Source organism: Serinicoccus profundi (assembly GCF_008001015.1).
Classification (GTDB): Bacteria; Actinomycetota; Actinomycetes; order Actinomycetales; family Dermatophilaceae; genus Ornithinicoccus; species Ornithinicoccus profundi.
The window spans coordinates 2,214,762-2,233,604 of record NZ_CP042862.1; the positions used below are offsets into that span (position 1 = coordinate 2,214,762).

At 71.9% G+C, this 18,843-nt stretch carries 16 protein-coding genes; 2 read left to right on the forward strand and 14 right to left on the reverse strand.

The features are described 5' to 3' along the window. Positions 1-12: 12 nt before the first annotated feature. Complete coding sequence (gene ftsX / locus FA582_RS10255; RefSeq protein ID WP_010147770.1) at positions 13-936, reverse strand: permease-like cell division protein FtsX; 924 nt, start codon at positions 934-936, stop codon at positions 13-15. Continuing rightward, complete coding sequence (ftsE, locus tag FA582_RS10260) at positions 933-1,616, reverse strand: cell division ATP-binding protein FtsE (RefSeq protein ID WP_237707516.1); 684 nt, start codon at positions 1,614-1,616, stop codon at positions 933-935. Before ftsE ends, ftsX begins: the two co-directional genes overlap by 4 nt. A gap of 274 nt (positions 1,617-1,890) precedes the next feature. Between ftsE and FA582_RS10265 the strand changes: the two genes are divergently transcribed. After that, a complete protein-coding gene (locus FA582_RS10265) occupies positions 1,891-4,314 on the forward strand; it encodes an ExeM/NucH family extracellular endonuclease (RefSeq protein ID WP_010147772.1) in 2,424 nt (807 codons plus the stop codon). A gap of 93 nt (positions 4,315-4,407) precedes the next feature. Here FA582_RS10265 and prfB read toward each other — a convergent pair whose 3' ends face one another. The 11 genes from prfB to FA582_RS10320 all read right to left on the reverse strand — a co-directional run bounded on the left by prfB (position 4,408) and on the right by FA582_RS10320 (position 13,938). Further along, complete coding sequence (prfB, locus tag FA582_RS10270) at positions 4,408-5,520, reverse strand: peptide chain release factor 2 (RefSeq protein WP_010147773.1); 1,113 nt, start codon at positions 5,518-5,520, stop codon at positions 4,408-4,410. A gap of 828 nt (positions 5,521-6,348) precedes the next feature. After that, positions 6,349-6,894, reverse strand: coding sequence for a DinB family protein (locus tag FA582_RS10275; protein WP_010147775.1), 546 nt, complete (start codon positions 6,892-6,894; stop codon positions 6,349-6,351). 65 nt (positions 6,895-6,959) lie between these two features. Beyond that, positions 6,960-8,468 carry a beta/alpha barrel domain-containing protein gene (locus FA582_RS10280; RefSeq protein ID WP_010147776.1) on the reverse strand — a complete coding sequence of 503 codons (1,509 nt, stop codon included), beginning with the start codon at positions 8,466-8,468 and terminating at the stop codon, positions 6,960-6,962. A gap of 154 nt (positions 8,469-8,622) precedes the next feature. Then, positions 8,623-9,342, reverse strand: a complete 720-nt coding sequence (locus FA582_RS10285) for an HAD-IA family hydrolase (protein WP_010147777.1) — start codon at positions 9,340-9,342, stop codon at positions 8,623-8,625. Between the two features lie 74 nt (positions 9,343-9,416). Then, a complete protein-coding gene (locus tag FA582_RS10290; protein ID WP_010147778.1) occupies positions 9,417-9,869 on the reverse strand; it encodes a pilus assembly protein TadG-related protein in 453 nt (150 codons plus the stop codon). After that, positions 9,866-10,303, reverse strand: coding sequence for a hypothetical protein (locus tag FA582_RS10295; RefSeq protein ID WP_010147779.1), 438 nt, complete (start codon positions 10,301-10,303; stop codon positions 9,866-9,868). The genes FA582_RS10290 and FA582_RS10295 overlap by 4 nt, the downstream gene beginning before the upstream one ends. Beyond that, positions 10,300-10,683: a TadE/TadG family type IV pilus assembly protein gene (locus tag FA582_RS10300; protein WP_010147781.1), complete on the reverse strand. Its 384-nt coding sequence runs from the start codon at positions 10,681-10,683 to the stop codon at positions 10,300-10,302. Before FA582_RS10300 ends, FA582_RS10295 begins: the two co-directional genes overlap by 4 nt. A gap of 1 nt (position 10,684) precedes the next feature. After that, positions 10,685-10,888: a hypothetical protein gene (locus FA582_RS10305; protein WP_010147782.1), complete on the reverse strand. Its 204-nt coding sequence runs from the start codon at positions 10,886-10,888 to the stop codon at positions 10,685-10,687. 25 nt (positions 10,889-10,913) lie between these two features. Continuing rightward, entirely contained in the window at positions 10,914-11,843 is a 930-nt protein-coding gene (locus tag FA582_RS10310) for a type II secretion system F family protein (protein WP_010147783.1), read from the reverse strand. After that, positions 11,840-12,706 carry a type II secretion system F family protein gene (locus tag FA582_RS10315; RefSeq protein ID WP_010147784.1) on the reverse strand — a complete coding sequence of 289 codons (867 nt, stop codon included), beginning with the start codon at positions 12,704-12,706 and terminating at the stop codon, positions 11,840-11,842. The genes FA582_RS10310 and FA582_RS10315 overlap by 4 nt, the downstream gene beginning before the upstream one ends. After that, positions 12,706-13,938 (reverse strand): TadA family conjugal transfer-associated ATPase, encoded by a 1,233-nt coding sequence (locus tag FA582_RS10320; RefSeq protein ID WP_010147785.1) that lies wholly within the window; start codon positions 13,936-13,938, stop codon positions 12,706-12,708. Before FA582_RS10320 ends, FA582_RS10315 begins: the two co-directional genes overlap by 1 nt. A gap of 209 nt (positions 13,939-14,147) precedes the next feature. On the opposite strand from FA582_RS10320, the gene FA582_RS10325 reads away from it, so the two are divergent. Further along, a complete protein-coding gene (locus FA582_RS10325; protein WP_010147786.1) occupies positions 14,148-18,188 on the forward strand; it encodes an FtsK/SpoIIIE domain-containing protein in 4,041 nt (1,346 codons plus the stop codon). Here the strand turns inward: FA582_RS10325 and FA582_RS10330 are convergent. Continuing rightward, positions 18,163-18,588, reverse strand: a complete 426-nt coding sequence (locus FA582_RS10330) for a hypothetical protein (RefSeq protein WP_010147787.1) — start codon at positions 18,586-18,588, stop codon at positions 18,163-18,165. The two genes, FA582_RS10325 and FA582_RS10330, sit on opposite strands and share 26 nt — an antisense overlap. Between the last annotated feature and the right edge of the window lie 255 nt (positions 18,589-18,843).

Genomic DNA, 18,843 nt, shown 5'->3' on the forward strand with positions numbered 1-18,843 from the left:
GGTGTCTCCTTCTCAGACCCTGACGTGGCGCCGCAGCGCGGTCCAGGCGGTCACGACGGCGAGCAGGACTGCTCCGCCGACGAGGAACGGGGTGATGAGCCACAGGTCGCGCTCGCCGACCAGGCTCACCAGGCCGCTCTCCCCCGCGAGCAGCTCGGACAGGAAGCCGCTGATCCCGAAGCGCACCGTGGCCCAGAGCAGGGCGACGGCGAGGGCCGCGCCGAGCAGGGCAGCCACCACGGTCTCGAGGATGAACGGCAGACGGATGGAGAAGGCCGAGGCGCCCACCATGCGCTGGATCGCGGTCTCCCTGCGCCGCGTCCACGCGGTGAGCCGGATCGTCGTGGAGATGAGCAGGATGGCGCAGACCACCATGGCGACCGCGAGGGCGAGCGCGCCCCAGCTGAGGGCGCCGAGGAAGGCGAAGAGCTTGTCGACGACCTCACGCTGGTCCTCCACGCTGTCGACGCCGGGTGCCTGCTCGAAGGCGGCGCGGATGACGTCGTACTTCGCGGGGTCGGAGAGGTTGACGCGGAAGGAGGCCGGGATCGACTCCTGCGGGACCGACTCCAGTGCCGAGGAGTTACGGAACTGCTCGGTGAACCGCTCGTAGGCCTGCTCGTTGGACTCGTAGAAGTATTCGGTGACCAGCGGCTGCAGACCGTCGAGGTCGCTCTCGATCTGGTCGCGCTGCTCGGGAGTGACAGCGCCGGCGGCGCAGCCGGGCGCGTCGGTCGAGTCGGGGGTGCAGAGGAAGATCGACACCTGCACCCGGTCATACCACTCGCCCTTGGCCGTGTTGACCTGCGCCTGCGCGAGGAGCCCGACCCCGAGGAAGAAGAGCGAGACCATCGTCACCAGCACGACGGAGACGAACATCGAGAAGTTGCGCCGCAGGCCGTTGCCGACCTCGCCGAGCAGGAAGCCGGGCCTCACCGGTGGACCTCGCGGTAGCCGCCCTCGGCCTGGTCGCGCACGACCTGCCCGTCGCGCAGCTGCACGACCCGCTTGCGGAACTGGTCGACGATCGTCGTGTCGTGGGTCGCCATGACGACCGTGGTCCCGGCCCGGTTGATCCGGTCGAGGATCGCCACGATCTCCTCGCTGGTGTCGGGGTCGAGGTTGCCGGTGGGCTCGTCGGCGAGCAGGATCGGCGGCTTGTTGACCATCGCGCGGGCGATCGCGACCCGCTGCTGCTCCCCGCCGGAGAGCTCGTGCGGAAGCCGCTTGCCCTTGCCCTGCAGCCCCACGAGGTCGAGGGTCTCGGGGACGCGCTGCTTGATCTCGTGCCGCCCGGCCCCCAGCACCTGGAGCACGTAGGCGACGTTCTGGTGCACGGTCTTGCCGCTGAGCAGCCGGAAGTCCTGGAAGACGGTGCCGATCTGCCGGCGCATGAGGTGGACCCGGCGGGGGGCCAGCTGGCCGAGGTCGTGCCCGGCCACGAGGACCCGACCGCTCGTCGGTCGCTGCTCGAGGATGACCATGCGCAGCAGCGAGGACTTGCCCGAGCCCGACTCCCCCACGACGAAGCAGAACTCCCCCCGCGTCACGTCGAGGTCGACGTCCTGCAGCGCCCAAGGATCGGCCTTGGCGTAGCGCAGGCTGACGCGATCCATGGTGATCATCCGGACGGGACTCCAGAGGTATGTGGGACGGATGTGGCAGGTGTGTGGGGAGTTTCGGCCGCGACACACGGTAGCGGATGTGAGGGTGGGGTCAAGGGCTCCCACGCCGGGTCGCGGCGAACGCACAGCCACCGGGCGAACACCTGGTGACAACTGCCCTGACCGAGCGGGTCGGGAGGGCGAGTGTCGGTGTCTCGGGCTACGGTCGGCAGAGCCGTTCCCCGCGGCATACCCATCTGTCCCTTGCCCCTTGGAGTGCAACCACATGCAGAACCTCCCCAGACGCGCCCTGGCCGCCGTCTCGACGGCCGCGGTGGCCGTCTCCGGCCTCGTCGCGATCGCTCCGGCCAGCCAGGCCGCCGGCCCCGGCCTCGTCCTCAACGAGGTCTACGGCGGCGGCGGCAACAGCGGAGCCGAGCTCACCCACGACTTCGTCGAGCTGCTGAACTCGACGGACGCCCCGATCAGCCTCGACGGGTATGCCGTCGCCTACTCCTCCGCCGGCGGCACCCTGGGCAACCGGTGCTCGCTGTCCGGGACCGTGGCGCCCGGCAGCACCTTCCTCATCCAGCAGGCCGCCGGCGCCGGGGGCACCACCCCGCTGCCGGACCCTGACGCCGAGTGCGCGGCCTCGATGGCCGGGTCCAACGGCATCGTCGAGCTCACCCTCGACGGTGCGGTCGTGGACCTCGTCGGCTACGGCACCGCCTCCCGCTTCGAGGGCAGCGCCGCCGCGCCCGGCCTGTCCAACACCACCTCGGCGACCCGCACCGACGCGGTCGACACCGACGACAACGCCGCCGACTTCACCCGCGGCGAGCCGACGCCCACCCCCGGTGGCGGCGGGACCGACCCCGATCCCGACCCGGAGCCGGAGGAGCCGACCGAGGCGAGCATCGCGCAGATCCAGGGCACCGGGGCCACCTCCCCGCTGGAGGGCCGGGAGGTCATCACGACCGGTGTCGTCACCGCGACCTATCCCACCGGTGGCTTCGCCGGCGTCTACCTCCAGACCTCCGGTACCGGCGGCACGCCCAAGGTGCCCGGTGACGCGTCCGACGGCATCTTCCTCTACAGCTCCTGGGCCGCCGACAACCTGCAGATCGGCGACTGCGTCACGGTCGACGGCACCGAGGTGGTGGAGTACAACGGCCTGACCGAACTCTCGGGAGGCTTCGTCGACCCCATCGACGGTTGCGAGGCGGTCGCTCCGACGCCCTTGGCGACGCTGCCGGTGAGCGAGGCGGAGAAGGAGGTCTACGAGGGGATGCTGGTCCAGCCAGAGGGCACCTACACCATCACCAACAACTACCAGCTCAACCAGTACGGCCAGCTCGGCCTGGCGATCGGCGAGGAGCCGCTCTACCAGGCGACCGACCAGGTCCTGCCCGGCGCCGAGGCCGAGGCCTACGAGGCGGCCAACCAGGCGAAGTACATCACCCTGGACGACGGCTCGAGCTGGGACTACCTGCGCAACGCGACCGCGCAGGACTCCCCGCTGCCCTACCTCTCGGCGCAGGAGCCGCACCGCACGGGATCGCAGGTGGGCTTCGACTCGCCGGTGATCCTGGACTACCGCTTCCAGTGGAACTACCAGCCGGTCGGTCAGGTCGTCGGCGCGCAGAGCGCGGTCGACCCGATCATCAGCGAGAACGACCGTGAGGCCGAGGCGCCCGAGGTCGGGGGCAACGTCCAGATCGGCGCGTTCAACGTGCTCAACTACTTCTCCGACCTCGGCATGGACGAGCCCGGCTGCGACTTCTACGCCGACCGTTTCGGCGACCCGGTCGCGACCGACTTCTGCGAGGTCCGCGGTGCGTGGTCGGAGCAGGCGTTCGCCGACCAGCAGGCCAAGCTCGTGACCGCGATCAACGGCACCGACGCCGAGGTCCTGGCTCTCATGGAGATCGAGAACGCCGCAGCGCTGACCTACAAGGACCGTCCGCGCGACGCCGCGCTCGCCGACCTGGTCGAGGCGCTCAACGCCGACGCCGGCGAGGAGCGGTGGGCCTACGCCCCGTCTCCGGTGGTCACCCCGCCGAGCGAGGACGTCATCCGCACCGCGTTCATCTACGACCCGAGCGCGGTGCAGCTGCTCGGCCCCTCGCTGATCCAGCTCGACGACGCTTTCGCCAACGCGCGCTACCCGCTGGCGCAGAAGTTCAAGGCGAAGGGCTCGGGCAAGCCGTTCGTGGCGGTCGCCAACCACTTCAAGTCCAAGGGCTCGGGTGAGGACGACGGCACCGGTCAGGGCAACGCCAACCCCTCGCGCATCGCGCAGGCGCAGGCGCTGACGAGCTGGACCGAGGAGATGTTCGCCGACGACGCGGTCTTCCTCATGGGCGACTTCAATGCCTACAGCCGTGAGGACCCGGTCCGGATCATCGAGGACGAGGGCTACACCAACCTGGCCCGTGCCTACGAGCCGGACTCGATGACCTACCAGTTCAGCGGCCGCCTCGGCTCGCTCGACCACGTCTTCGCCAATGAGCAGGCCCAGCGCCTGGTCACCGGCGCCGGCGTGTGGGACATCAACGCCGATGAGTCGATCGCGTTCCAGTACAGCCGGCGCAACTACAACGTGACCGACTTCCACAGCGACGACCAGTTCGCCAGCTCCGACCACGACCCGGTCCTGGTCGGCCTGGACACCGGCAACCGTGGCAAGGGCAAGGGCGGCAAGGGCTGACCCCCACACCGCCCCTGACGTGAGCGGGCGGCATACCTCGATCGATGAGGTATGCCGCCCGTTGCGCGTGCGGAGGGCGCTGCGGTCGAGGGCTCAGTCCTCCGCGCGGTCGGCGGAGCGCTTCCAGCGGATCCCGGCGTCGATGAAGTCGTCGATGTCGCCGTCGAGCACCGCGGCGGTCGAGCCCACCTCGTGGCCGGTCCGCAGGTCCTTGACCATCTGGTAGGGGTGGAGCACGTAGGAACGCATCTGGTCACCCCACGAGGCCTTGACGTCGCCGGCCATCTCCTTGCGGGCGGCGTCCTCCTCGGCCTTCTTGAGCAGCAGGAGGCGGGACTGCAGCACCCGGAGCGCGGCGGCGCGGTTCTGGATCTGGCTCTTCTCGTTCTGCATCGAGACGACGGTGCCGGTCGGCAGGTGGGTCATGCGGACGGCGGAGTCGGTGGTGTTGACCGACTGACCGCCCGGCCCGCTGGAGCGGAAGACGTCGATCTTGAGGTCGCCCTCGGGGATCTCGATGGTGTCGGTGCTCTCGATGAGCGGCACGACCTCGACCGCGGCGAAGCTGGTCTGGCGACGACCCTGGTTGTCGAAGGGGCTGATGCGGACCAGGCGGTGCGTGCCTGCCTCGACCGCGAGGGTGCCGAAGGCATACGGCACCTTGACCTCGAAGGTCGCCGACTTCAGCCCCGCCTCCTCGGCGTAGGACGTGTCGAGCACGGAGGTCGGGTAGTCGTGCCGCTCGGCCCAGCGGAGATACATCCGCATGAGCATCTCGGCGAAGTCGGCGGCGTCCACGCCACCGGCCCCGGAGCGGATCGTGACGACCGCCTCCCGGATGTCGTAATCCCCGTTGAGCAGCGTGCGGACCTCAAGCAGCTGCACCGCCTTCTTGAGGCCGGCCAGCTCACGCTCGGCCTCCACGAGGGTGTCGGCGTCGTTCTCCTCCCGACCGAGCTCGACGAGGGCCTCCAGGTCGTCGATCCGCGCATCCATCCCGACGACCTTGTCGTGCTCGGCCTTGGCGCGGGAGAGCGCGGAGGTGACCTTCTGGGCGTTGTCGACGTCGTCCCAGAGGTCCGGGGTGCTGGCCTGGGTCTCCAGCTCGGTGATCTGCGCGCTCAGCCGGTCGAGGTCGGTGACCTCCCGCACCGACGCCATGGTCGTGCGGAGCTGCTTGATCTCGGTCTCGAAGTCGACTGCCACGATCCACCAGCCTACGCCACACGAACAGAGCAGGATGAGCCTATGCAGACGCGCTACGGATAGAACTGGTGGCACAAGACTCGGGGCTTCGAGGGTCCGCAGATGTCCCAGGACGACGCCGTCGCTCTCATGTCCTCGCCGGAGACGGTCCACATCGAGGTCACCGACGGCGAGCGCACCACCGTGGTCTACGCCATCGGGCCCGATGCCGGCACCGTCTCCTGGTGGCGAGCCGGCGTCCTGGTGCAGGAGCACTCGTTGCGCCCTTCAGCGCACCACGCAGACGAGCTCTACGCGCACAAGATCAGCGTCCACCACGACGGCGGAGCCCGCGTCATGGAGTGGGACCTCTTCCCGGCCTACGGGGTGGTGTCCCGGCAGGAGCACCACTACCCCGCGGGCGAGCACGACGAGCGCACCTGGCACACGATGGCCTCGGCCGACCTGGACCTGCTCGCGGTCCCCGGCCCGATCGACCCTCGCGACGTGAGACAACCGCGCAGAAGGCCCGACTGTCCTGGATCGAGGAGACCCGATGGGGCGACTCGGTTCAGCTCCGTCCTCCCCTGTGGGTCCCCCGACGCGACTCGTCACAGGCCACGAGTCTCTTCATCCCCACTGCTGGCCCTCCGGAGATCGACCGCACCGGCGACGAGGACTGGACGCCCGTGTCCCCCCTCCCCCCGAGCATCCCCCACGTAGCGTCCGTCGACGACGTCGCGTCGCTCGCGCTCGCCGCCCAGGATCTGACCATCGACGGACTGCTGGAGGACTGAAGGCACCTCGCCTCAGGGTGGACCGCCGCGACCGAGACGCTCGCGACGCCGACTACTCCCCCGTCTGCCCGTCGACCAACTCGCGCAACAGGTCGGCGTGACCGTTGTGCCGGGCATACTCCTCGACCATGTGGGTGAGGATCCATCGCACGGAGACCTCACCCCGCCCACCCCAGGCCGGGTGCGTCGTGCCGAGCGAGTCGATCCCGGCCGAGGCGAGCGCGGCACGTGACCGGTCGACCGAGGCAGCCCAGACCGCCCGCACCGCCTCGGGGTGCTCGGTCGTCGCACTCGACCACTCCCAGTTCTCGTCGGCCTTCCAGTCGACGCCGTCCCAGGGCTCCGGCATGGGTGCGCGGCTGAGAACCTCGGTGAACCAGTAGTCCTCGACCCAGGCGAGGTGCTTGAGCAGCCCGGCCAGCGTCATGGTGCTGGGGTGTCCGGGCAGCCGTCGCCGCAGCCCGTCGGCGTCCAGGTCGCGGGTCTTCCACTCCAGGGTGGCCCGCTGGAAGTCGAGGAACCCGACGAGGGTGGCCGCCTCCCCCTTCGCCAGGGGTGGCTCGGGTCGTCCGACGTCGTCGATGGTGGGCTCGCTCATGTCGAGCCACCCTAGGGCGACCTGCGGACACCTGGCGACCGCATATCGGCCCGGGGCGCGTGACGTCAGGCGGTGTGCCGCAGACCGACCTGCGCCGGGACCGCCTCGGTGAGGTAGCCCAGCGCCTCGAGCGCGCTCCAGCCCTCCGGGTGGCGACCGATGAGCTCGGTGGCACCCGCGAGGTCCTGGCCCAGGGTGACGAGGGTGTCCTCGGCATACCCGTCCTTGCGCTCCTGGCCCAGGCCGATGTTGGCCATGAGCCCGTTGCACAGGCACTTGCGACCGACGGTGTCGGCCTCGTCGCCGCCCTTCTTGAGATACATGTGGACCGGCTCGGAGGCGCAGCGGTAGCCGATCTCGCCGTCCTCACGCTCGTAGGGCTGGCGCAGGTAGGACAGGTCGCACAGCCGCGGGCGGGCCTCGTAGACCTCGACCTGGCTGGCAGTGCCCTCCAGGGTGGCGACCTTGAAGGGGAAGCCGGTCGGGCTGGCGCGCGGGTCGTTGCGGACGCTCAGCTCGCCGCTGCGCAGCTGGGAGACGAGCTGGGCGCGCGGGCCGTCGGCGAGGCCGGACTCGTGGCTGAGCGCGAAGAGCGTGCCGACCTGCACCCCGACGGCGCCGGCGGCGAGCGCCTCGGCGACCTTGTCGGGGGTGGAGTAGGCGCCGGCCATCCAGAACGGCAGGCCGATCTCGGCCATCTTGGCCAGGTTGGCCTCGTCGCGGTCGCCGTAGATCGGCTCGCCCGCGTCGTCGAGCTGCATCTTGCCGCGCGGCGGAGCGGAGTGGCCGCCGGCCGGCGGCCGCTCCACGACGAAGCCGTCGGGGCGGATCTCAGGGTCGCGGTGGAGGTAGTTGGCCAGCTGGTCGACCGAGATGATCGCGAGGAAGTCGGGCTTGACCAGGGCGGGCAGGTCGTCGCCGAGCAGGTCGGCCGGGTCGACGGTGATGCGTCGCCGCAGCGAGCCGCCAGCGACATCGGCCGAGATGCTGCCGGGCTCACCCGCGGTGAGCGAGCGCAGCAGGGCCGGGATCTCGCGCGGGATGCCGGCACCCATGAGGACGTAGTCGACCCCGGCGAGCATCGCGCCGAGGATGGCGGTCGGGTTGGCCATCTGGATCTTCTCGAGGCAATTGATGCCGACGGCACCCTCACCGCCGTGCTCGGCCAGGCCCTCCTTGGCCAGCCAGACCTCGGCGAAGTTGCCGACGACCCCGAGCTCCTGGCCAGCGCGGGCGGTCTCCAGCGTCAGCTTGGGGATCGGCTTGTAGGGGGTGCCGGGGTCACGGCCGCCCTCGATGAAGTGCTTGTCGAGCACCCGCTCGGCCATCGCCTGGCTCGGGAACGCCTTGAGGGCCCGGCGGTAGTGGCCGCCCGGGTCGCCGTCCTGGAGCACGCGGCTGATGACCGCGTCCATGGCCGTGCCCGACACGACGCCGAGATGTCCGGCGCGGGCGACCTCGCGGGCGAGGCGCCAGCCGGAGACGGCCACCCCCATACCGCCCTGGATGATCGTGGGGCGGGGGCGGTCGGTCGTGGTGGGCAGGTCGATCGGCTCGGTGGCGAGTGCGGCCATACGAGGGGGCACCTCTCTGGTCAGGGTCAACCTACGCAAACGTAGGTTTCGGGCGCGTAGGTTACGGTAACGTAGGTTGCCCCCTGTTGTCAGGCTCGACCGACTCCTCGCAGGTCACAGGGCGGGCCGCCGGCCCCCCTCACCCTCGCCACGATCATCCTCCCCCGGCCTCTCTGCACGTCACTCGCGCAGCACCCCGGCTGCGGGACGCGACTCGGCGGGTGCGCAGGCTGACGCGGACGCCCTCGTCGGTCAGCGAGAACTCCACGTCCGCGAGCGAGGTGACGACGAGGTCGGCGTAGAGCTCCACCTCCTCGCGGGTGCTCGTGGTGAGCACGGCGAGGGTGGCCGCGCCTGCGGCCCGTCCCGCCTGCAGCCCGGCGACGGCGTCCTCGACGACGAGGCAGCGCGCAGGGTCGGCGTCGAGGCGGGAGGCGCCGGTGAGGTAGGGCTCCGGGTCGGGCTTGCCGGAGGTGATGTCGTCGGCGGTGACGACCACGGCGGGCAGCGCCAGACCGGCGGCGTCCAGCCGGAGCCTGGCGAGCTCGCGCCCGGCGGAGGTGACGATGGCGGCCCGGGCGCCGGTCGCCGCCAGCGCGTCGACCGCGCCGGGGAGCGCGACGATGCCGTCGAGGTCCTCCAGCTCCAGCCGGTCGATGCGGGAGGTGGCGGCGTCGGCGTCCAGGTGCGGCGCGACCCGCTGGACGATGCCGCGGCTGGTCACCCCGTGGAAGTTGCCGAAGCTCTCGAACTCCACGTCGTGCTCGCGTGCCCAGGCCCGCCAGGACCGCTCGACCGGGCCACGGGAGTCGGCCAGGGTGCCGTCGTTGTCGAAGAGGACGGCCTCGAAGGTCTCAGCAGGGATGTCGCGCATCGACCCATCGTGTCAGGCGTGGGTGGCGGCTGCCCGACAGGTATGCCGCCGCGCGCCTCCTCGAGGACGGACACCTAGAGATCGATCTCGGAGCGGGCGGTCGAGGTGACGGTGATGCTCACCCCTCCACCGAAGGCGCCCAGCACCGGGCTCAGCACGGGCACCTCCGCCTGCCCGGTCACGGTGACGACAGCGGTGCGGCCGTCAGGGGTGCCGGTGCCAGACCCGACGACCCAGGACCGGACCCTGGGCGGCATCGGGCGACGGTCGAGGTGGGCCGCGGCCGCCTCGACCACCGTGTCGTTGCTCACCGGTGGTCCCGAGCCCACGCCCGCGTCGTAGACCTGCTCCTGCGCGAGGGCGTCGCTGGCGTCCAGGGACGCGGCGTCGGCGGCATCGAGCAGCTGGATGCGGCTCAGCTGCACGGAGGTGACCCCCACGACCGCCATGATGATCGTCAGCGTGAGGGCGACCATGCCGATCAGCAGGATGCTGATCTGCCCGGCCTCCCGGTCCGAAGGGCTCACCGGCGGCCTCCGCGGAACTCGTCCACCGTTTCCAGGTGGGTCGAGGTGAGGATCACCGAGGTGGGCAGGTGATCGCGCATGAAGTCGGGCACGAGAGGCAGCTCCACCGACACCTCGGAGTCCACCCGCACCGTCGTGCCGGGGCCGAGGCACGCGCCGTCCGCGCAGGTCACCTGCACCGTGCCTGCTCCGGCCTCGAACCCATGGGCACCGTAGACGAGACCGGCGGCGACCTGGGCGCGGGCGGAGGCCGCCTCGACCTCCTCCGCCGTGACGAACGCCCTGCCCGCCTCCCGGGCCGCGGCGGTCACGGCATACGCGCCAGCCTGTACTCGGCCCACGGTGCCGACGAGGTAGAACATCGGGACGACGAGGAGCACGAGCAGGAAGGCCACCTCCACGGTCATCGACCCCCGGTCCGCGCGTGAGGTCATTGGTCCTCCGCGTAGGCGTGACCGACGACCGTCATCGACTCCCCCGGCCCGAGCGGTCCGACGATGGGCAGCGGCATGGTGGCGGTGACCTCGACGACTGCCACACCGTCGACGACGGTACGCCGGGAGGACACGCTGAGCCCGCCACCGCCCGAGAGGCTGCGGGAGATGAGCTCCTGGGCTCGTCGAGCGCCGTCCTCTGGGGTGGCGTCGGCCCGTGCACCGGCTCGCGCGCCCTCGACGACGTGGGCTGTCGCCGTGTTGTGCAGGTGCAGCCCGAAGGCGAGCTGCATGACAGCCAGCATGAGGATGCTCACCAGGCCGGCGAGCATCGCGAACTCGGCGGCGGCCGCTCCCCGCTCAGGTGAGCCGCCGGCCATGTCAGGGACCGGTCACCGTGCTGACGGCGTTGGTGAACAGGTTGGTCAGCAGGGGCTCGGCCACGATCCACAGCGCGGCGACCAGGCCGGCCGTCATGATCGTGATGAGCACCCAGCCGGGCACGTCGCCGCGCTCGGGCTCGCGGCTCCACCGCCGCACCTGGTCGGCCAGGACTGCCGGGGCAGTGAGAAATCGTCGGGTCATGGGACTCTCCTTCGTGAGTGGATCTTCACATCGCCAGGCGCAGCATGGTCGCGCCGGGAAAGACGGCGAACAGCACCGTCACGGGCAGGATGAGGAAGACGACGGGGACCATCATGCTGATCTCCCGTTTGCCGCCCTCCTCGATGAGTTCTTGGCGCGCGGCCTCACGTGCGTCCGCCGCTTGCGCGCGCAGCACCTCGCCCAGGGGTGTGCCCCGCTGCAGCGCGACGACGAGGCCGTCGACGAACCGGATGATGGGTCCGATGCCGGTGCGGCGGCTCAGTCCGTGCAGAGCCTCGGGCAGGCTGGCACCGGTGCGGGCCTGCGCCAGACACAGATCGAGCTCGGCGGCGAGCTCGCCGCGCGACAACCGGGCCACGCGTTCCAGCGCCTGGGCCGTGCCCTCCCCCGCCGTGACCGACAGGGCGAGCAGCTCGGCCACGGCAGGGAACTCGGCCATGATCTGCCGCTCGCGGCGTCCTGCCGCCCTACTCAGGAGGCTGTCGCGGATCATCACCCCCGCGAGGAAGGCACAGCCGACGAGGAGCAGCACGACTCCTGGGCTCGTGCCGCGGGTGAACCACAGCACCATCCCCAGCAGCACCGCGAGGGCTGAGCACAGCACGCCCCAGACCACCTGCTGGACACGGAAGGCCTCGACGTCTCCGGCCATCCCCGCGCGGTGCAGCCGGGCGCGCACGGACTCGGCGCCGCCGAGCAGGCGGTCCAGGAGGCGGGCCGCGCGGGCGGCGACGGGGGTCAGCAGCTCGCCGGCGCTCCACGGACGCGGATCGTCGAGGGCGAGCAGGCTGGAGCGACGGGCGGGCCGGTCGAGATAGGGCTCGACGCGGTCAGCCAGCTTGACGCGACGCGACACCGGCAGACCCGCCCAGGTCAGGACGCCTCCGAGCGCCAGCATCAGGCCGAGCACCGCTCCCCACCACGCACCGGTCACCGCAGCACCCTGCTCTCTTCCGGCAGCCGACCGATGGCGACCATGACGCGGTAGGCGACGAGGGTCAGGCCGGCGCCGATCGCGAGCACCAGCGCTCCGGCCGGGGTGCCGTAGGCCTGCAACGTGCTCCCTCGGGTCGCCAGCAGGAGCAGGACCGCCCACGGGGCCGCCATGGCCAGCCGGGCCGCGTTGACCGTCCAGGACTGGCGGGCCTCGAGCTCGGCGCGAGCCCTGGCGTCGTCGCGGAGGAAGGACGACAGGGTCCTCAGCACGCGGCCCAGGTCAGTGCCGCCCACGTCACGGGCGATGCGCAGCGCCTCGATGAGCCGGTCGGCGACGGGATCGGCCATCCGCTCCTTGAGGCGGTCCAGGCTCTCCGAGAAGCGACCGGTGGCGCGGTAGTCGTGCGCGAACTCCTCGAAGGCCGGGCGCAGCTCCTCCGGACCCCGGTCCGCGAGCTGCACCAGCGCCTCGGGCAGGGCCAGGCCCGCCCGCACCGCCGACTGGACGTGGTCGACCGCATCCGGCCAGACGCCGCGCAACTTGCTGCGACGCCGACGGGCACGGGAGGCGACCACGGCCAGCGGGAGCCACGACGCCATGACGCCGAAGCACAGACTCACGGTCCACACCCGGGTGACGGCATACAGCAGCAGCAGGACGATCAGTCCGGCCGTGACCGACAGGAACAGCAGGGTTCGCGCGCCCAGCCCCCGAACCCCGGCGAGCACGATCTGGTCCTGCAAACGCTCGAGCCGTCGGGCTCCCCGACGTGGCCCCACCCGCGTGGCGCGGGGCCAGAACGACCACCAGATGCCGGCCAGGCCGAGTCCCAGCACGAGCCCCCACCCGGCCCCCTGCATCACGACGGCCTCCCGAGCAGACGTCCAAGGTCGAAACCGGCGCGGGTGAAGCGCTCGACGTGCGGCGGGAACCCGTCGGCGCGGACGAGGTCTGGTCCGGATCGCACGAAGAGGTCGGCGATCTCGACGATCTCACCCTCGGTGCGGCCGGGGATCGCGACGATCTCCCGCACCTGTCGCGCGCCCTGCGCCTCCAGGGCCAGGTGGACCACGATGTCCACCGAGCTCGCGACCGTGGGCACGACGAAACTGCTACTGACGTTGGACCCCGCGAGCAGGGGCAAGGTGCACATCTTGGTCACGGCCTCACGCGCGGAGTTGGCGTGGATGGTGCACATCCCGGGCAGCCCGCTGTTGAGGGCGATGAGCAGGTCGAGGCTCTCCTCCTGACGCACCTCGCCGACGATGATGCGGCCCGGCCGCATCCGCAGGGCCTCCTTGACGAGGCGCCGCAGTGGGATCTCACCGGTGCCCTCCAGGCTCGGCTGCCGACACTGCATGGACGCGACGTCGCGCAGGTTGACCTTGAGCTCGAAGACCTCCTCACAGGTGACGACCCTCTCGCTGGCGGGGATCGCCGCCGCGAGGCAGTTGAGCAAGGTGGTCTTGCCCGCCTGGGTGCCTCCCGCGACCAGGACGTTGAGCCCCGAGACCACCGCGGCCTCGAGGAACCTCGCGGCCTGCTCGGTCAGGGAGCCGAGACGCACCAGGTCGGCGAGCTCGTCGGCGGCGACGACGAACTTGCGGATGTTGACCGCCCAGTGCCGCCGTGTGATGTCCGGGATCGCGACATGGAGCCGACTGCCGTCGGGCAGGCTGGCGTCCACGAACGGGCTGCTGAGGTCCACGCGTCGCCCCGAACTGCGCAGCATCCGCTCCACCAGGTCATGGACCTGTTGCTCGGTGAGCAGGGTCGGCGTGAGCTCTGATCGCCCGTGGCGTGCCACGAAGACCTTGCTGGGCTCGTTGATCCAGATCTCCTCGACCGACGGGTCGTCGAGGTAGGGCTGCAGGGGGCCGAACCCGGCGACCGACTCCAGCAGCGCCCGGTGGGTCTCCTTGCGGTCTGCGAGGGGCACGAGCCCACCGACGAGCGAACGATCGTCGTAGTCGTCGAGCACCTCACCGATGAGGTCGCGCACCGCGACGTCGTCGCGGGAGGGGTCGAGGCGGCGTCGGCGGATGAGTTCGCGGACGTCGTCCTCGAGCAACTGCAGCGCTGTCGCAGACATCTCTCCCCTACTCCCCTGTCGAGGTCGCGAGCGCCCACCCGGCACCCGCGAACCTCATCGTCCTGATCGATCCTGAACCTGGGTCCCCCGACGAGGCCCCGATCCTCTGCGCCTCACTGTATGCCGTCCACCCCCGTTGACGGAACAGCGCGGACGAAGGCTGTGGATAACTTCTGGGACTGTCGGCTGCGGCGAGCACCATGGGCCCCATGAGAGTCATCGTGACGCGACCGGTCGCCGGAGGGGTCGAACACCTGGCCGTGCTCGCTCCCGACGGTGCGACGGTGGATGAGCTCTCCCGCCGCGCTGGCCACCAGAGCCCTGACGACGGCGCGGGGGTTCCCGCCACACCTTCGCGGCAGGTGCCTCTGGAGCACGGCGCCGAGATCGGCCACCTCCCGACGGGCAGCCCGGTGGGCGCCGAGGCCCGGGCCGGTGTGCCGCGGGTCGTCGTGGCGACGGGGCCCGACGCCGGCGGCTCCGCCCCGCTTCCTCCGGGGCGGTGGGTGACGTTGGGCCGCGACCCGCGGTGCGACCTCACCATCGCCGACCCGGGGTTGTCCCGCCGCCACGTCCGCGTCCGCCAGGACCGCGACGGCGTCCGGGTCGAGGACCTGGGGTCGACCAACGGCATGACGTGGGAGAGCGGACGCGAGGACGACACCCTCTGGTCGTCGGGTGACCGGCTGCTCATCGGTGGGTCCGGCATCGTCCTCGTGCCCCGCCCACCCGCGCCGACCCGCCTGGTGTCACGAGCAGGGTGCCGGGAGATCGTCCCGTGGCCACGGCATACCTCGATGGTGGAGGTGCGGGAGTTCGCCACACCTTCCGCGCCCGAACGGAGAAAGGTGCGGGCACCGAGCGCATGGACCTGGACCCTCCCGTTGGTCGTCGCGCTGGCCGTCGCCGTCCTGCTGCGGATGCCGTGGCTCCTGCTCTTCGGCCTGCTCGGCCCGGCGATGGTCCTGGGCCATCATCTCGGCGACCGGCGGGCGGCCCGGCTGGAGTTCGAGGACGGGGTCGCGGCGAACGACGCCGCCCGCGCGAGGCACCAGGTGGAGGCCGAGGTATGCCTGCGGGAGGAGCTGGACCTGCTGCGCCACCGACATCCGGGCCTCGTGGGGGTTGTCACCAGCCTCCTCCCGCACCCGTCGGTCTCGCTGTGGCAGTGCGCCGCCGAGCCGATGACCGTCACCCTCGGCGAGCACGCGTGCCACTCCCAGGTCCGGCTCGAGGGCGAGCTCCTGCAGCACGACGCCGCCCCGCTGTCCCTAGCCCTGGACGGCACTCTCGTCATCGCCGGCGATCGCGAGACCCGGGACGGTCTCGCGCGGGCGATCCTGCTGCAGCTCGCCACGGCATACCCACCGACCTCCTGGACGCTGGTGGTCGACCCGGACCGGCCACCGGGCGAGCGCTGGGACCTGCTGGCCTGGCTCCCGCAGACCGATACCTCTGGCCGGCGCACGGACGGCGTCGCCGTGCGCTGGGGGCAGGACCTGGTCCTCGTCGATGACCTGGCGAGCGCTCCACCGGGCACCACCCGGATCCAGGTGACCGGGCCCGGCCTGGCCGTCCTGCAGGTGCCTGGTCGGCCGGATCTGGCCTTCCGGCCGACCACCCTCGGCCCCGGGCGGGCGCGCAGCCTGGCCCGGGCTCTTGCTCCCCTGAGGAGTCGGGAGGGCGTGCGGGAGGAGGGGGGCGGCCCTGCCCTGCCGACGGGCTCCCCACCTCTCGGCGCCCTCTGCCCCTGGCCGAGCACGCCGGAGGAGGCGGCCAGCAGGTGGGCCCGCCCCAGTCTGGCGGTCCCGCTGGGCACCGACGCCGGCGGAGAACCGGTCACCCTCGACCTCGTGCGCGACGGCCCGCACGCCCTCGTGGCGGGCACCACCGGCTCGGGCAAGTCCGAGCTCCTGCGCACCCTCATCACCGGTCTGGCCCTGCAGTCCTCTCCCGCAGACCTCGCACTCCTGCTGGTCGACTTCAAGGGCGGCTCCTCCCTCGGCGACTGCGCCCGGCTCCCGCACGTGACCGGGCTGGTCACCGATCTCGACCCGCACCTGGCGGCCCGGGTCCTCACCTCGCTCCAGGCCGAGCTCACCCGTCGCGAGGCGACCCTGGCCGACGCCGGCGCCAAGGACGCCCGAGATCTGCCTGGCCTGCCCCGCCTCGTCGTGGTGATCGACGAGTTCCGGGTGCTGGCCGAGGAGGTGCCGGAGGTGATGTCAGGTCTGGTGCGGCTCGCTGCGGTGGGCCGCAGCCTCGGGGTGCATCTCGTGCTCGCCACGCAGCGGCCCGCCGGGGTGGTGAGCGCCGACCTGCGCGCCAACGTCAACCTGCGCATCGCGCTGCGCGTGCGCGACAGCGCCGACTCCCAGGACGTCATCGAGACCCCGGCTGCGTCGCTGCTGCCCCAGGGGCGTCCCGGCCTGGCTCTGTGGCGCACCGGCGCCGAGGCACCCCAGGCTCTCCAGGTGGCCCGGGCGGGGCCCCCGCTGGCAGGGGCGGCAGGGGCGTGGGAGGTCCGGGTCACCGGCGACGTCTGGGCCGCGCGGCGGATCCTCGACCAGCCCGCCGAGGCGGACGAGCCGCAGGACGACCTCGGGCCGCTGGCAGACGTCCTCACCCGGGCCGCCGCCGAGAAGGCCCTGGAGCCCCCGGTCGTCTGGCACCCTCCGCTGCCCGACAGCCTCCCCCCGCTGGCCGACAGTCCTGCCGCCTGGGCCCTGGCCGACCTCCCGGCCCAGCAGCGGCGCCAGCCGCTCGTCTGGGGTGCTGACGAGCACCTCGCCGTCCTGGGGTCGGCCCGGTCGGGCCGCACCACCGCTCTGCGCTCCGTCCTCTCCCGCGTCGCGGGCGCTTGGGTCGTCGTGCTCGACCTCGGCCGCGCCCTCGAGGGCACCGAGGCCCAGTCCCACCCCGGGTTGGTGGCCTGGGTCGAGCCGGACGACCTCGCCCACGGCCTGCGGGTCCTCGACCGGCTCGAGGAACTGGTCCGCTCCCGCCAAGCCACCGGCACGACCGGCCCGCCGGTGCTCCTGGTGGTCGACGGGTGGGACCGTTTCGTGGATCTCTTCGAGACGGTGGAGCGAGGCCGGGCGGAGGAGGTGGCGCTACGACTCCTGCGGGAGGGGCCCGCCGTCGGCGTGGTCGGGCTCGTCACGGGCGACCGCACCCTGCTCTTCGGCAAGATCGCCTCGCTGCTGCCGCGCACCTGGGCGCTCCGGCTCAACGACCCGGCCGACCTGCTGATGACGGGGCTGCGGGCCTCTCAGATCCCGACCGCCCAGCCACCAGGGCGACTCGTCGGGATGCGCGACGGCATCGAGGCCCACGTCGTGCTCCCCGCCCACCCTTCACCTGCCGGCGCGCCCCCCGGCCCACCCCCGCTGGTCTGCCGTCCCCTCCCCCGCGTCTGGGCGCCGGAGGCGGCGCAGGAGGGCGCCGGATGGCCCGACGCAGCCCTGGAGGACGAGGGACCTGGCGCCGGGCACCAGACCGCGCGGCCCGTGGGCGGCGACGCAGCCGCGCGGCCCGTGGGCGGTGACGAGGCCGCGCCGATGGCCGACGCATCCCAGGAGGGCGAGGTGCCCGACCTCGGGCGCGGGGCCGCGTGGGCCGTAGGTGGTGACGAGGCCGCGCCGATGCAGCGTCCCGCTGGATCCATCCTGGTGCTCGGGCCACCCGGGTCGGGGCGCACGACTGCTCTGCAGTGGCTGCGGGCGGGGCGCGATGCGGTCGTGGTGGACCCCGCCGAGGATCACCGCCTGGAGGACCTCGAGGAGGAGTGCGCCCGGCTCGGCCCCGGTGGGCTGCTCGTCGTGGACGACGCCCACCTGCTCTCAGGCAACCCGCTGGAGGAGGCCGTGGCCCAGCTGGCGACGGCATACCGGATGGAGCTGCTCGTCGCCGCCGACCTGGACGCCGGCACGTCGTTCCGCGGGCTGGTGCCGTTGGCGGCCCGGGGGCGGACCGGTCTCGTGCTCAACGCGCACAGTCCGAGCGATGGCGGCGTCCTGGGCGTGAGCCTGCCCGTCGGGGACCTGGCCATCCCCGGTCGCGGACTGCTCGTGCACCGTGGCCGGTGCACCCGGGTGCAGGTCGCGGCGCCACCGCGACGGGACTCTCGTCCGGTTGGTCATCTCTCGGCCTCCTCGAGGGGGTTGAAAGATGACGAGCCGGACGAGAGTCGACCCGGTGTGGCGACCACTGGGCGGCCGTCGGTCAGCGCTCCTCGAGCCGCCCCATGAGGAAGGTGGCGACGACGGTGCTGACGCCCAGCACCAGCACCCCGGCGCCGATCCACCCCGGCACCAAGGGGAACAACGCGATGCCGAGCGGCACCATGAGGAAGTTGAAGGCGATCGCGGGCGCCTGGGCGCGAGGATGGCGCCGGCGCAGACCGAGTGCGGTATAGCTCAGCGCGATGACGAAGACCACCATGGTCACGACCGACATGATGACGACCAGCAGGTCCTGGCCCTGGCCGAGAGCGAGCTCGACAAGGTAGAACACGGCGAAGCCCGCGACGATCAGCGCCTCCAGCGCGACCAGCGCCGCCGCCACCCGACCGGCGGTGTGCTGACGAGGGGTCGGCGGGCCGAGGGGCTCGGGCTGAGGGTCCGGGGAGGCCGGGGGCGACGCGCTCACCGCACCATCGTAGGTTCGGCCCGGCTCAGACCTTCCCGAGCCCGCAGGTCAGAAGCGGGGACGGCAGGAGGCCGGGCAAGCGGAAAGCCAGGCGAGAAGCCGGGCCGGCAGGAAGCCAGACAAGCGGAAAGGCAGGCCGGCAGGAAGCCACGCAAGCATGAAGCGCCGCGAAAGACAGGTGGGCAGAAACCCACGCGGCCGCCCGCAGAAGCCCAGGCGGCCGGCGGCAGGAACCCAGGCGGCAGGCGGCCAACG